General features: G+C 63.8%; 13 protein-coding genes. 8 read left to right on the plus strand and 5 right to left on the minus strand.

Annotated features, from left to right (window positions below; translation table 11 throughout):
• Positions 1-326 precede the first annotated feature (326 nt).
• Together QME24_RS17245 and moaA are read right to left on the minus strand one after the other, a co-directional pair.
• Positions 327-1226 carry a bestrophin family protein gene (locus QME24_RS17245; protein ID WP_064314816.1) on the minus strand — a complete coding sequence of 300 codons (900 nt, stop codon included), beginning with the start codon at positions 1224-1226 and terminating at the stop codon, positions 327-329.
• 20 nt (positions 1227-1246) lie between these two features.
• Complete coding sequence (gene moaA / locus QME24_RS17250) at positions 1247-2251, minus strand: GTP 3',8-cyclase MoaA (RefSeq protein WP_009686815.1); 1005 nt, start codon at positions 2249-2251, stop codon at positions 1247-1249.
• 236 nt (positions 2252-2487) lie between these two features.
• Between moaA and QME24_RS17255 the strand changes: the two genes are divergently transcribed.
• Entirely contained in the window at positions 2488-4818 is a 2331-nt protein-coding gene (locus tag QME24_RS17255; RefSeq protein WP_054906275.1) for an FdhF/YdeP family oxidoreductase, read from the plus strand.
• Between the two features lie 370 nt (positions 4819-5188).
• On the opposite strand, the gene QME24_RS17260 is transcribed toward QME24_RS17255, so the two are convergent.
• Positions 5189-5650, minus strand: a complete 462-nt coding sequence (locus QME24_RS17260; RefSeq protein ID WP_009686813.1) for an Lrp/AsnC family transcriptional regulator — start codon at positions 5648-5650, stop codon at positions 5189-5191.
• Positions 5651-5742: 92 nt separating this feature from the next.
• Between QME24_RS17260 and QME24_RS17265 the strand changes: the two genes are divergently transcribed.
• On the plus strand, positions 5743-6924 hold the full coding sequence (locus QME24_RS17265) for an aminotransferase class I/II-fold pyridoxal phosphate-dependent enzyme (protein WP_281690941.1): 1182 nt from the start codon (positions 5743-5745) through the stop codon (positions 6922-6924).
• 126 nt (positions 6925-7050) lie between these two features.
• Here QME24_RS17265 and QME24_RS17270 read toward each other — a convergent pair whose 3' ends face one another.
• Complete coding sequence (locus QME24_RS17270; protein ID WP_054905130.1) at positions 7051-7287, minus strand: YdcH family protein; 237 nt, start codon at positions 7285-7287, stop codon at positions 7051-7053.
• A gap of 252 nt (positions 7288-7539) precedes the next feature.
• On the opposite strand from QME24_RS17270, the gene QME24_RS17275 reads away from it, so the two are divergent.
• From QME24_RS17275 to QME24_RS17290, 4 genes are all read left to right on the plus strand, one after another.
• The gene (locus tag QME24_RS17275) at positions 7540-9177 is read left to right on the plus strand and encodes a phosphoethanolamine--lipid A transferase (protein ID WP_009686810.1); all 1638 of its coding nucleotides are present in this window, start codon (positions 7540-7542) and stop codon (positions 9175-9177) included.
• A 112-nt stretch (positions 9178-9289) separates the two neighbouring features.
• Positions 9290-10423: a ribonuclease D gene (rnd, locus tag QME24_RS17280; protein WP_009686809.1), complete on the plus strand. Its 1134-nt coding sequence runs from the start codon at positions 9290-9292 to the stop codon at positions 10421-10423.
• The gene (locus tag QME24_RS17285; RefSeq protein ID WP_009686808.1) at positions 10420-10713 is read left to right on the plus strand and encodes a YcgL domain-containing protein; all 294 of its coding nucleotides are present in this window, start codon (positions 10420-10422) and stop codon (positions 10711-10713) included. Before rnd ends, QME24_RS17285 begins: the two co-directional genes overlap by 4 nt.
• Positions 10714-10715: 2 nt before the next feature.
• Positions 10716-11648, plus strand: coding sequence for a D-2-hydroxyacid dehydrogenase (locus tag QME24_RS17290; protein ID WP_054881636.1), 933 nt, complete (start codon positions 10716-10718; stop codon positions 11646-11648).
• A 104-nt stretch (positions 11649-11752) separates the two neighbouring features.
• Here the strand turns inward: QME24_RS17290 and QME24_RS17295 are convergent, their stop codons facing one another.
• A complete protein-coding gene (locus QME24_RS17295) occupies positions 11753-12346 on the minus strand; it encodes a nitroreductase family protein (protein ID WP_009686805.1) in 594 nt (197 codons plus the stop codon).
• 144 nt (positions 12347-12490) lie between these two features.
• Between QME24_RS17295 and QME24_RS17300 the strand changes: the two genes are divergently transcribed.
• Together QME24_RS17300 and QME24_RS17305 are read left to right on the plus strand one after the other, a co-directional pair.
• On the plus strand, positions 12491-12940 hold the full coding sequence (locus QME24_RS17300; protein ID WP_009686804.1) for a YcgN family cysteine cluster protein: 450 nt from the start codon (positions 12491-12493) through the stop codon (positions 12938-12940).
• A 40-nt stretch (positions 12941-12980) separates the two neighbouring features.
• Entirely contained in the window at positions 12981-14189 is a 1209-nt protein-coding gene (locus tag QME24_RS17305; RefSeq protein WP_029886174.1) for a hypothetical protein, read from the plus strand.
• The last annotated feature ends 51 nt before the right edge of the window (positions 14190-14240 follow it).

Below are 14240 nucleotides of genomic sequence, written 5' to 3' on the forward strand. Positions count from 1 at the left end.
TTTGATACGGCCAAGCTTTTCAGCTCTGAACACCTCAGAAAAGCTTGACCGCCAACAGAGTATCTACGTTTGTTTCGTGCCAGTAACGCCTGTGACAGGCGCGCGCGGCCGCCTTGTTTGTACGGCGCGATATTGAGGCATGCACCAAGGCGTTCGCGCGCGAATCCCACAGGAATAATTGGCCCGAAACAAACGTAGGAGCGAGCGCAGCTCGCGATTGCGCCGCGCGGGCGGCGCTCGCTCTAACAGGCGCTGCCATACCTTGTGGCAAACACCTGTCAGCCCTAAGGCGATCCCTGTGGGCTGGCTTGCCGGCGATAGGGCCCTTAGCTCAACACATGCCCCACCGGCAACAACGCCGGCGGCAACTGCTGGTCCCCCAACCCCGCCAGTACATCCCGCTCCACCGTCCGCACCATGGCATCGGTAGGCAGGTCATTCTCATCCCGCCCGAACGGGTCTTCCAGTTCGTTGCCAATCGCATCCAGCCCGAAGAACGTGTACCCCACGATGGTGGTGAACAGCGGCGCCAGCCAGCCCAGCGGCTCGGCCAGGGCAAACGGCAACAACAGGCAGAAGATGTAGATGGTGCGGTGCAACAACAGTGTGTAGGGAAACGGCAGTGGCGTGCCCTTGATCCGCTCGCAGGTGGCCTGCACCTCGGTCAGCCCCACCAGCCGCTGCTCCAGCAGGCTGTAACGCCAGTCACTGATCTGTTGTCGCTCGGCCAGCCGCGAGCATTGGCTGCCCACCTCACGCAGGATGCTGTCGCACACGTTGTGCGGGCTGAGCGCCTCGGGCCAGGGCAACCATGGGCGGGCGGCAGCCAGGTCGTCTTCGTTGCGCAACCGCGCATTCAGCGCATGGGCAAACCCGCACAGGCTGCGCAGCAGCTCACGGCGTAGTGCTTCATCGCCGATCACCACGCTCTCACGCACGAATGAGCGGGTTTCGATGATCAGCTTGCCCCAGGCCTTGCGCCCCTCCCACCAACGGTCATAGCAGGCGTTGTTGCGAAAGCTCATGAAGATCGACAGCGACAGGCCCAGCAAGGTGAATGGGGTGGCGCTGACCGGGTAGAAAAACGCCGGGTAATGGCGCTCGACCAGCACAATCAGTGCCGCCAGCAGGGTGACCATCAGGCAGCGCAGGGCAATGCGCTTGATGATCGAACCCTTGAGGGTGAACAACACGCGCAACACATCGGGTGCGGGGTGGACGATCATGGCAATCCAGAGGCAGCTGCTCAGCCGCCGGTCATGTTCATGAAACGCAGGATCTGCACGTCGCCACCGACTTCGAAGTGATGGCGGTAGGGCTTCAGGTGCAGCGAGTCGCGGATGGCCTTTTCCAGGCGGTCGGGGTCGCCCGGGTGGGCCCGCAGCACGTGCTTGAGGTCTACCGAATGCTCGTTGCCCAGGCACAGCAGCAAGCGGCCCTCGACGGTCAGGCGCACGCGGTTGCAGGTGGCGCAGAAGTTGTGGCTGTGCGGCGAAATGAAACCGACCCGGGTGTTGGCCGCTTCGGCCAGGCGCCAGTAACGGGCCGGCCCCTGCGACGTTTCGGTGGACTCCACCAGGGTGAACTGTTCAGCCAGCAGCGCCCGTACTTCATCGCTGGAGCAGAACGACTCGCCACGTTCATGCTCGCTGATCACCCCCAGGGGCATTTCTTCGATGAAGGTGATGTCCAGCTCGCGGTCGATGGCAAAGCGCACCAGGTCGACCAGTTCATGGTCGTTGCGGCCCTTGAGCACCACGCAGTTGAGCTTGGTGCGCTTGAAACCGGCCTGCCGGGCTGCGTCGATGCCGGCAATCACCTGGTGCAGGTCGCCGGTACGGGTCAGTTGCTTGAAGCGGTCGGCGTCCAGGCTGTCGAGGCTGATGTTCAGGCGTGTAACGCCCGCGTCGAACAGCGGCTGGGCCAAGCGGCCAAGCTGCGAGCCGTTGCTGGTCAGGCACAGTTCGCGCAGACCGGGCAGGGCGGCGATGCGCCCGCACAAGTCGACGATGCCCTGGCGCACCAGGGGTTCGCCGCCGGTCAGGCGGATTTTGCGGGTGCCGAGGGCGACGAAGCGCTCGGCCACCTGGAACAGTTCCTCCAGGCTGAGAATCTGTTGGCGCGGCAGGAACTGCATGTCTTCGGCCATGCAGTACACGCAACGGAAGTCGCAGCGGTCGGTGACCGACATCCGCAGGTAGTCGATTTTCCGGTTGAAGCCGTCGATCAGGGCCCGGCTGTTCTGTTCCACGTTCGCGCTCGCGTCTGGGAAGGGGGGCATTTCTGTCCAAGCTATAACCTGGGCGCAGGGCCGTCAAATTGCTTTGTCCGACTGCATGATCGACGGTCTCTATCATGCGGCCTGGCAGCTCCTCGCCTGGCTGCCGTGATCGAAAGCGCTTATCACGCCGTAAGATCTTTCGATTGGACGCCCCGCCCCACGCTCCATAGGCTGAAACAAAGCACCGAAGCGTGAGGATTCACCGCATGAGCCAGGACGAACACATCAGGGACTACAAAGGCGCCGCCGCCGGCTGGGGGGCGCTGAAAAGCGTGACCAAGAGCTGGCTGGGCAGTGACAACGCCTTCAAGAACCTGCGTGCCATGCTCAAGACCAACCAGAACGGCGGCTTCGACTGCCCTGGCTGTGCCTGGGGCGAGTCGCCGGAAAGCGACATGGTCAAGTTCTGCGAAAACGGCGCCAAGGCGGTCAACTGGGAAGCCACCGGCCGCTCGGTGGACCCGGCCTTCTTTGCCAAGTACAGCGTCAGCGCGTTGAAGCAGCAGACCGACTACTGGCTTGAGTACCAAGGCCGCCTGACGCACCCGATGCGCTATGACGCAGCCACCGACCATTACGTGGAAACCACCTGGGCAGAAGCGTTCGAGCTGGTTGCCCGGCACCTGCGCGCACTGCAATCGCCGGACGAAGCCGAGTTCTACACCTCGGGCCGGGCCAGCAATGAAGCGGCGTTTCTCTACCAGCTGTTCGTGCGTGCCTATGGCACCAACAATTTCCCGGACTGCTCCAACATGTGCCACGAAGCCAGCGGCTCGGGCATGTCGGAAACCCTGGGGGTGGGCAAAGGCACCGTGGTGTTTCACGACCTGGAACTGGCCGATGCCATTTTCGTGATTGGCCAGAACCCTGGCACCAACCACCCGCGCATGCTCGAACCGCTGCGTGAAGCGGTCAAGCGCGGTGCCCAGGTGGTGTGCTTCAACCCGCTCAAAGAGCGTGGCCTGGAGCGTTTCCAGCACCCGCAGCACCCGTTCGAAATGCTCAGCAATGGCTCCGAGCCGACTTCCAGCGCGTACTTCCGCCCAGCCTTGGGGGGCGACATGGCGGCCATGCGCGGTATTGCCAAGTTCCTGTTGCAGTGGGAACGCGAGGCCCAGGCCAAGGGCGAACCGCCGGTGTTCGACCACGCCTTCATCGCCGAGCACACCAGCGGTATCGATGGCTACCTGGCGGCGGTCGACGCCACGGCTTGGGAACACATCGTTGAGCAGTCTGGCCTGACCTTGGCCGAGATCGAACTGGCCGCGCGTATGTACCGCAAGGCCGAGCGGGTCATCATGTGCTGGGCCATGGGCGTGACGCAGCACCGCCATTCGGTGGCCACCGTGCAGGAAATCGTCAACCTGCAGCTTCTGCGCGGCAACGTCGGCAAGCCCGGCGCTGGCCTGTCGCCGGTGCGCGGCCACAGCAACGTGCAGGGCGACCGCACCATGGGCATCGACGAGAAGCCCCGGGCAGCACTGCTCGACGCCCTGGAAAAACGCTTCCGCTTCCGTGTGCCGCGTGCCCACGGGCACAATGCGGTGCTGGCGATCAAGGCCATGGAGGAGGGGCGGGCCAAGGTGTTCGTCGCCCTGGGCGGCAACTTTGCCCAAGCCACCCCGGATACACCGCGCACCCATGCCGCGCTGCAGAAGTGTGCGCTGACCGTGCAGATTTCCACCAAGCTCAACCGCTCGCACCTGGTCACCGGCCGCGACGCGCTGATCCTGCCATGCCTGGGCCGTACCGAAATCGACCTGCAGGCCGCAGGGCCGCAGGGCGTGACCGTGGAAGACACCTTCAGCATGGTGCACCTCTCCCATGGCCAGTTGCGCCCGCGCTCGCCGCACATGCGTTCGGAGCCATGGATCATCGCCGGCATGGCCAAGGCCACGCTGGGCAACCAGCCGATCGACTGGGCCTATGCAGTGGCCGACTACAACCGCATCCGCGACATGATTGCCGACGTCATCCCCGGCTTCGCGCGTTTCAATGAGCGCTTGAACAGCCCTGGCGGGTTCCACCTGGGTAACCACGCTGCCGAGCGCAACTTCCGCACGGCCACCGGCAAGGCGCGCTTCCTGCCCCACACGCTGCCCGAGGCATTGGTCAACGCCAAGGTGCTGGCCCGCGGGGACAAGCCCGACCTGATCTTGCAGACCCTGCGTTCGCACGACCAGTACAACACCACCCTGTATGGCCTGGACGACCGCTACCGTGGGGTGTTCGGCCTGCGCGAAGTGGTGTTCGTCAACGAGGCCGACATCCGCCGCCTGGGCTTCGAACCGGGCGAGCACGTGGACTTGGTGTCGCTGTGGGAGGATGGTGTGGAGCGGCGGGTGTCGGGGTTCCGCCTGGTGGCGTATGACGTGCCGCAAGGGCAGGCGGCGGCTTACTACCCCGAGACCAACCCGCTGGTGCCGCTGGAGAGTTATGGCGAGGGGACGTACACCCCGACCTCGAAGTTTGTGGCGATCAAGCTGGAGAAGGCCAAGGCCGGGAACCGGATTGCGGCGGTGCTGGCTTCGGATTGACGGGCGCCTGCAAGGGCCCTGTCGCGGGCGGGGGTAGGCGCAGGATCTTCAGCGCCTGTGAGATCGAGCGCCGCCCGCGCGGCGCATCGCGAGCTCCGCTCGCTCCTACGTTTGTTTCGGGCCAGTAACCCATGTGCCAGGTGCGCGCGACCGCCTTGTTTGTCCGGCACAATATTGAGGCATGCGCCAAAGCGTTCGCGCGCCAATCCCCCAGGCATAATTGGCCCGAAACAAACGTAGGAGCGAGCAAAGCTCGCGATGCGCCGCGCGGGCGGCGCTCGATCTCCCAGGCGCTGCATATCGCCTGGCAACCACCTGTCAGCCCTGATGCAATCCCTGTGCGCCTTGCCGGCAATATGCCCCGCAGCCATCAGCCACGGTTCACCGGGAAAGCCGTGGTGTACTTCATCTGCTCCATGGCAAAACTGGAGGTAATGTTCGACAACCCCTCGGTGCTGGTAATCAGCTTTTTGTAAAACCGGTCATACGCCGCAATATCTCCCACCACCACCCGCAACATGTAGTCCCAGTCGCCAGACATGCGGTAGCACTCCATCACCTCCTCGAACCCGGTAACGGTCGCGGCAAACTGCGCCAGCCAGGCGCTGTCGTGGCGCTGGGTCTTGAGCTGGACGAACACCGTCAGCCCCAGCCCTAGCCGTTCGGGGGCCAGCAGGGCGACACGGCCGAGTATGTAGCCTTCTTCTTCCAGGCGCTTGACTCGCTTCCAGCACGGGGTGGTGGACAGGTTGACGGCTTCGGCCAGGTCCTTGAGCGACATCGAGGCGTCGCGCTGAAGCAGGGTAAGAATGTGCTGGTCGAAGCTGTCCATATCGCGCGCTGGCCGTGCCGGAAAATATTTCACAGGTTACCCCAAGGCCAGGCGATTTGGCTTGTGCCATAGTGGCAGCTTTCATTCTGCCAATGGGCCTGACCATGTCCGACAAGCCGCGCAATTTCGCCACCCGTGCCATTCACGCTGGCGAGCAGTTCAGTGTTGCCGACAATGCCATTTTCCCGGCCATCGTCACCGCCAGCTCGTTCACCAAACGCAGCCTCGACGACAAGCCGGAGTACTCCTACAGCCGCGTGGGCAACCCCACCCGGCATGCCTACGAAACCTGCGTAGCCGCGCTGGAAGAGGGCGTGGGTGCCGTGGCCTGCGCCTCGGGGGTGAATGCCACCGCCACGGTCCTGGAGCTGCTGCCCAAGGATGCCCACGTGGTCGTGATGAACGGCGTGTACGGGGGCACCTTCCGTATCCTCGAAGCCTACCGCAGCCGTACTTCAGGCCTGACCACCACCTATGTCGACCTCAACGACCTGGGCGCGGTGGCCGCGGCGATCAAGCCCGAAACCCAATTGATCTGGATCGAGTCGCCGACCAACCCGTTGTTGCACCTGGTCGACATCAAGGCGGTGTGCGACCTGGCGCGGGCCAAGGGCATCCTCACCTGCATCGACAACACCTTCTGCTCGCCGTGGAACCAGCGCCCGATCAACCTGGGGGTGGACCTGGTGATGCACTCGGCCAGTAAATACATTGGTGGCCACTCCGACCTGACTGGCGGGGTGGTGGTCGCGGCCAATGACGCGCTGCTGGCGCGCCTGCGCCGCATCAGCATGGCCATCGGCGCGGTGCAGGGGCCGTTCGACTGCTACCTGGCCCTGCGTGGCCTGAAGACCCTGGATGTGCGCATGGAGCGCCAGTGCGCCAATGCCTTGCAGGTGGCGCGCTTTCTGGAAAACCACGCGCAGGTGGAGCAGGTGTATTACCCCGGGCTGGAAAGCCACCCGCAGCATGAACTGTGCAAGCGCCAGATGCGCAGTGGCGGGGCGGTGGTGGCGATGAAGGTCAAGGGCGACCGCGCCGCGCTCAACCGCCTGGTCGAGGCGCTGCAGATCTTTGTATTGGCCGACTCGCTGGGCGGGGTGGAGAGCATGATCAACCACTCGTGGAGCATGTCCCACTGCTCGCTGAGCCCGGAGCAGAAGGGCGTGATGGGCATCAGCGAGAACCTGCTGCGGCTGTCGGTGGGGATCGAGGATTACCGCGACCTGATCGAGGACCTGGATGGGGCGTTGAAAGCGCTGGTTGCTGTGTGAGGGCTTGCGGCCCTATCGCCGGCAAGCCGGCTCCCACAGGTGCATCACAAGTTCGCAGTACTGTGGGACCCCTGTGGGAGCCGGCTTGCCGGCGATAGGGCCGGTGAATTCAAAGAAAATGCTCGGTCAGGATTTGGGCGAATGAATGATCCGTTCGATCTTGTCCTTGATCAGCAACCGCTCCTTGCGCAGGCGGTTGACGGCGTCGTCGTTGGTGCCGTTGCCTTCGGCGGCCACCACCTCCTTGTCCTTGGCGTTGTATTCCTTGTGCAGTGCATGCAGCGCCTGGTCGTTGTCCATCAGTGCCTGGAACTTCTCAGCGGTAATGTGCAGGTCAGCGAGCAGATCATGCGGAACTGGCATTTCTTCACCTCTGTCAGGTTTGTCGATTGGGTCCTGACCACTGAGGATAGCCGTCTTTGCGCAAGCCGTTCACGGGCTGCAGGCTGAACGGCAGCTGAAGAAAACCGCATTAACGGGCAAAAGCCTCGCCATCACTAAATTGTTACCGACTTTTTCACAAAAAATTGATGGTGCGCTTTCTAGAGTTCGCCCAACTTTCCCACAGTGCCGTCGGGCCGTGGGGTTGATAACCACTCTTGATTGCGAACACTGATGCTCAATTTCAAATCCCTGCGGACTGAATGGGTCACGCTGCTGGCCAGCCTGTACCTGCTGATCGGCTTCAACATGTTCCTTTGGGAGCATCTGCAAGCGGTCGTGCCCCCCGGCCTGTCGGGGTTGTGGCTGATTCTGGCGTTCGCCGTGCTGATGCTGTTCGCGTTCAACCTGGTACTCACTTTATTTGCCTTCCGTTATGTGTTGAAGCCGTTACTTGTGGTCTTGTTCATCAGTGGCGCCGGCGTGGCTTACTTCATGAACCAGTACGGCGTACTTATTGATGCGGGCATGTTCCGCAACATGGCCGAAACCAATGTGGCGGAAGTGCGCGACCTGATGTCGTTCAAGTTTGCCGCTTACATCCTGCTGCTGGGGGTGTTGCCTTCGGTGCTGGTGTGCAAGGCGCAGATCGCCTACCGCCGCTGGCAGCGCGAACTGCTTGGCAAGCTGCTGGTGAGTGGTGCCTGCGTGGTGGCGCTGGGTTCGGTGGCGCTGGTCAACTACCAAGGGCTGTCGTCGCTGTTTCGCAACCACCACGAACTGCGCCTGATGCTGACCCCAAGCAATATCGTGGGCGCCTCCATTGGTTATGTCGGCGAACGGGTTGGTACCGCAGCGCGGCCGTTCCAGCCTTACGGCGAAGATGCCAAGCGTGATGTGGCCTGGCAGAAACATGAGCGCAAATCGCTGACCGTGCTGGTGGTCGGGGAAAGTGCCCGGGCAGACCACTTCGGTGTCTTGGGCTATGGCCGCGATACCACGCCGAACCTGGCCAAGGAGCAGGGCCTGCTGGCGTTCTCCGACGTGCATTCGTGCGGCACGGAAACGGCGGTTTCGGTACCGTGCATGTTCTCTGGCATGCAGCGCAAGGACTACGACGCCAGTGTCGCCAAGAACCGCGAAGGGCTGCTGGACATCCTCCAGCGTGCCGGCCTTGCCGTGCAGTGGCGGGACAACCAGTCGGGTTGCAAGGGCACTTGCGATCGCGTGCAGTTCATCGATGTCAGCAACCTCAAGGACCCGCAACTGTGCGCCGGCGGTGAATGCCATGACCAGATCCTGCTGCAAGGCCTGGATGCGCTGATCGACAACCTCGACAAGGACACCGTGCTGGTGCTGCACCAGATGGGCAGCCATGGCCCCGAGTACTTCAAGCGCTACCCCGAAGGCGGCGAGCGTTTCAGCCCGGTGTGCCAGAGCAACGCCCTGAACCAGTGCAGCGAACAGCAAATCATCAACGGCTACGACAACACCCTGGCCTACACCGACAAGGTCCTGGCCTCGTTGATCGACACCCTGCGCAGCAAGCAGGACAAGGTGGACACGGCGATGATCTACCTGTCCGACCATGGCGAGTCGCTGGGTGAGTACAACCTGTTCCTGCACGGCACACCGTACGCCATCGCCCCCGAGCAGCAGAAGCACGTTCCGCTGCTGACCTGGTTCTCCGACAGCTACAAGGAGGACTTCGGCCTCGATACCGACTGCCTGGCCAAGCTCAGCGACGCCCCGCTGTCGCAAGACAACCTGTTCCACTCGATGCTTGGCCTGCTGCAGGTACACACCGAGGTCTACCAACGGTCGCTGGACATGTTCGCCAGTTGCCGCCCGTGGCTGACGGCCAAGCGCTGACGCCTACACCCTGTGTGCAAACGCACCATTGATCGATATCAAGGATGGCCCGGGTTTCACCAGCAGTGCCCGCGCCGTATATACTGCGCGCCAATGTTAGTGGGAGAGCCTTGTGGCCATCGAAATTCACTGGATATGTGACGACCAGAGCCTGGCTGAACACTGCCGCGACTGGCAGCAACTGCCGTTTGTCGCCGTCGATACCGAGTTCATGCGGGTCGACACCTTTTACCCGAAGGCCGGGCTGATCCAGATTGGCGACGGCCAACGGGCTTTCCTGATCGACCCGCTGCTGATCGGCAACTGGCAACCCCTGGCCGAGCTGCTGGAAAACAGTGGTGTGGTCAAGGTGCTGCATGCCTGCAGCGAAGACCTCGAGGTGCTGTTGCGCCTGACCGGCAAGTTGCCACAACCGTTGTTCGACACCCAGCTGGCCGCCGGTTACCTGAACCTTGGCTTTTCCATGGGCTACTCGCGCCTGGTGCAGGAAGTGCTGGGCATCGACCTGCCCAAGGGCGAAACCCGCTCCGACTGGCTGCAGCGCCCGCTGTCGGACACCCAGGTCAGCTACGCGGCCGAAGATGCCGTGCACCTGGCCGAGCTGTTTACCGTGCTGCGCCCGCGCCTTAGCGACGACAAATACGCCTGGGTGCTCGAGGATGGCGCCGAGCTGGTCGCCGCCTTGCGTCGCGAAGTCGAGCCAGCCACCTTGTACCGCGACGTCAAGCTGGCCTGGAAGCTGGCGCCCCAGCAGTTGGCCGTGCTGCGTGAGCTGTGCGCCTGGCGCGAGCGTACTGCCCGCAGCCGCGATGTACCCCGCAACCGCGTGCTCAAGGAACACTCGCTGTGGCCCATTGCCAAGAACCAGCCGAGCAACCTGTCGGCACTGGCCAAGGTTGAAGAGATGCACCCGCGCACCATTCGTCAGGACGGTGAGTTTCTTATCCAGCTGATCAAGCGCGCCGCCAGCCTGCCTGCCGAGCAGTGGCCAGCGCCCTTGCCCGAACCGCTGCCGATCGAAGCCAGCGGCATCCTCAAGCAGCTGCGCGCCATCGGCCAGGCCGAAGGCGAGCGCCTGGGCATTGCCCCTGAGCTGATGCTGCGAAAAAAAGCCCTGGAGGCACTGCTCAAGAGCGGTTACCCCAATGGCCCTTATCAATTGCCCGATTCGCTGCGCGGCTGGCGCCGTGAGCGTATGGGCCAGGCCCTGCTGGACAGCCTTGCAGGCGCCGGAGAGACCCGATGAAACGCATTTGCTCCATCTACAAGAGCCCCCGCAAGAACGAAATGTACCTGTACGTGCTCAAGGCTGACGGCCTTGAGCGCGTGCCAGAAGGCCTGCTGCCGTTCTTCGGCACCCCCGTGCATGCCTTCGACCTGGTGCTCAGCCCGGAACGCAAGCTGGCCCGCGAAGACATCACCAAGGTGTTGGAGAACCTCGATAACCAGGGCTACCACCTGCAGATGCCACCGCCGGATGACGAGTACATCGAGCACCTGCCCGAAGAGCTGCTGCGCCGCAACGACCCGGCCTGAACATGCGCGTACTGATTGCCGAGCATGACCATGCCCGCTACGCCGCGCTTTTGCGCGCAGCCGCGCCTGAACTGGAAATCCTGACCAGTGGCGACTCGGCCGAACTGGCCCGCCAGGCGCCGCGTTGCCCGGTGTGGCTGGGGCAGCCCGACCTGCTGGCGAGCTTGCTGCGCCAGGGCCACCAACCGCGCTGGCTGCAGTCGACCTGGGCCGGCATCACACCGTTGCTGGCCGACGGTTTGCCGCGTGACTATCGCCTGACCCGAGCGGTGGGCATTTTCGGCCAGGTAATGGCCGAGTACATGCTCACCTACATGCTTGGCCATGAGCGCGAGGTGCTGTCGCGCCTGGTCAGCCAGGTCGAGCGGCGCTGGGACGACCGCCCGGGGCGCACGCTGGAAGGGCGCAGGGTGCTGATCGTGGGCACCGGCGACATCGGCCAGCGCGTGGCCGAGTTCCTGCAGCCGTTTGGCGTGGTGCTGTACGGCGTTGCCAGCAGCGCCCGCGAACAGGCACCGTTCGTCGAAGTGGCGGCGCTGGCCGACCTGCCGCGCATGGTTGGCCAGGTCGACTACGTGCTCAACCTGCTGCCGGATACCCCGGCTACCCACGACCTGTACAACGCCGCACTGTTCAAGTGCTTCCAGCCCACGGCGCTGTTCATCAATGCCGGGCGGGGTGCGGCGGTGGTCGATGCCGACCTGGTAGCGGCGTTGAAGGAGGGGCATCTGGCCGGGGCGGTGATCGATGTGTGCCGCCAGGAGCCGTTGCCCAGGCAGCACCCGTTCTGGACGGCCTGGGGCTTGCTGCTGACCGGGCACAGCTCGGCGCCCACCTCGCCGGCGGCGATGGTGCGGTTGTTTGTCGAGAATATGCGGGCGTATGAAGCCGGGCAGGGGTTGCGCGGTGAAGTGGACTTCGCCAGGGGCTATTGACTGCTTTGGCTTGTGCCGGCCTGTTCGCCGGTGAACCCGCTCCTACAATGGGTGGCGTAGGAGCGGGTTTACCCGCGAATGGGCCAGTACTGCCAACCCAAAACTTACAGGCTGAAATCCCCCTCAGCCGCCAGCTCGCTCAGCGGCTTGCGCGGGCTGGGCACTTCACGCGCCTGCAGCGCTTCGTCCAGGCTGGCCTTGTCGCCGAGCTTGCCGATCGCCACCATGGCATGCAGCTCGTAGCCTTCAGGGATCTTCAGCTCCTGACGCGCCAGCGCCTGGTCGAAACCGGCCATGCCATGGGTATGCCAACCACTGATGCTGGCCTGCAGGGCCAGGTGGCCCCAGGCGGAGCCGGTGTCGAAGGTGTGCCACAGCGCCGGTTTTTCTTCGGTGGCACCCGGGGCGGCGAAGGTGGTCTTGGACATCACCAGCACCAGCGCCGACGCCTGTTGCGCCCAGCTACGGTTGAACGGTACCAGCAGGCTCAGGTAGCGCTCCCAGTTCGGGGTGTCACGGCGGGCATACAGGAAGCGCCAAGGCTGCGAGTTGTACGCCGACGGTGCCCAGCGGGCAGCTTCGAGGAAACTCAGCAGGGTCTCTTCGCTGATCGGTTCGGCGGTGAAGGCGCGGGGCGACCAGCGGTTGATGAACTGCTCGTTGATGGCGTAATCGGCAACGCGGGGGTTGGCGCTCATGTCGGCTCCTGCAAACGGACGGAAAACGCGCACGCTACTGCTTCGCGTAGCGACTGACAAGCGGCCTGGCTTTGCTCAAGGCCAGGCTCTAGACTGGCGCCGCTGCGCGCCGCGGCCACAAGATGAATGCAAGGTAACCGTGTAATGATCGCTGACAACGCGCCGTTCTGGCGGCGCAAGACCCTCGAACAACTCAATGCCCAGGAGTGGGAGTCGCTGTGCGACGGGTGCGGCCTGTGCTGCCTGCAAAAGCTCGAGGACGAGGACGACAACAGCGTCTATTACACGCGCATCGCGTGCAAGCTGCTGGACCTGCAAACCTGCCAGTGCAGCGACTACCCCAACCGCTTCGCCCAGGTGCCGGATTGCATCCAGCTCACCCCGGGCAAGGCCGACCAGTTCACCTGGCTGCCCAGTACCTGTGGTTACCGCCTGGTCAGCGAGGGCAAGGACTTGCCCGCCTGGCACCACCTGGTCTGTGGCGACCGCCAACAGGTCCATGAACAGCGCATTTCCCAGGCGGGGCGTATGCTCAGGGAGCAGGATGTGCACGAAGACGACTGGGAAGACCACCTGATTTTCCGCGCCAGCTGAGCAGCGCGGCCCGCTGCCACGGGGAACAAGGAGTTTCTGTATGCGTTGCCAGCTGTTGTTGCTGTTGGGCCTGATGGCCAGTGCGCCCGCCTGGGCGAAAAAGGTCAATCTCGATTACGAAGTGCGCCTGTTGCCCGCCAGCGGCCAGGCAGAAGTTCGCCTGACCCTGGCGGACGGCAGCGCGGTGCGCAGCCTTGACTTCGACCTGGGCAAGGCCGGGGCCTACAGCGGCTTCCAGGCCGATGGCCAATGGCAACTGAACGGGCAGCGGGGGGTATGGCAGCCTGCGGCCGGCAAGACCAGCCTCAGCTACCGGGTGCTGCTGGACCAGAAGCTTGCCAGTGGCGCGTTTTCGTCGCGTATCACCCCGCACTGGGCGCTGTTCCTGGGCGACCAGCTGGTGCCGCCAGCGCGCCTCGACCAGCAGGATGGAACAGAGCTGGTGGCGCGCCTGGCCTTCGACCTGCCAGCGGGCTGGAAGAGCATCGAAACGCCCTGGCCGCGCGTCGGCCAGGACAAGTTCCGCATCGACAATGTATCGCGCCTGTTCGACCGCCCCACTGGCTGGATGCTCGCCGGTGACCTGGGTAGCCGCCGCGCCCGTCTGGGCGATACCGACGTGACCGTGGCCGCGCCGGTGGGGCAGGGCATGCGGCGTATGGACAGCCTGACCTTGCTCACCTTCGTCTGGCCGCAACTGCAGGCAGTGTTCCCGCGCAACCCGCCGAAGCTGTTGCTGGTGGGCGCGCGTGACGGGATGTGGCGTGGGGCGATGGCGGCGCAGGGGTCGGTGTACCTGCACAGTGGCAGGCCGATGGTCAGCGAGAACGGCAGCAGCCCGTTATTGCGTGAGGTGGTGCAGTTGTTTGCCCAGATCCGCGCCGGTGATGGCAATGACTGGTTGGTGGAAAGCCTGACCGATTACTACGCCAGCGAGTTGCTGCGCCGCTCTGGCGGGGTGAGCGACGACCGCTACCAGGCCTGGCAGGCGCGCCTGAGCAAGCAGGGCGCGAAGGTGACCCGGCTGCGTGGCGAACAGGCCACCCCTGCGCAGGTCGCCCGTGGGGTAATGCTGCTGCAGGCGCTGGACAAGGAAATCCGCATCCATACCCAGGCCAAGCGTTCGCTGGATGATGTGGTGCGCGGGTTGATGCGCTTGCCGAGCGTAAGTACCGAAGAGTTCGTGCAGATCAGCGAGAATGTGCTGGGGCGGCGGTCTGAGGTGTTGCAGAGCAAGGCGTTGCGCTAGAAATTCTTCTTGCCTGTGCCGGCCTTTTCGCGGGCTTGCCCGCTCCTACAA

It is taken from the genome of Pseudomonas sp. PARCl1 (assembly GCF_947311875.1).
In the GTDB taxonomy this organism is placed as follows: Bacteria; Pseudomonadota; Gammaproteobacteria; order Pseudomonadales; family Pseudomonadaceae; genus Aquipseudomonas; species Aquipseudomonas juntendi.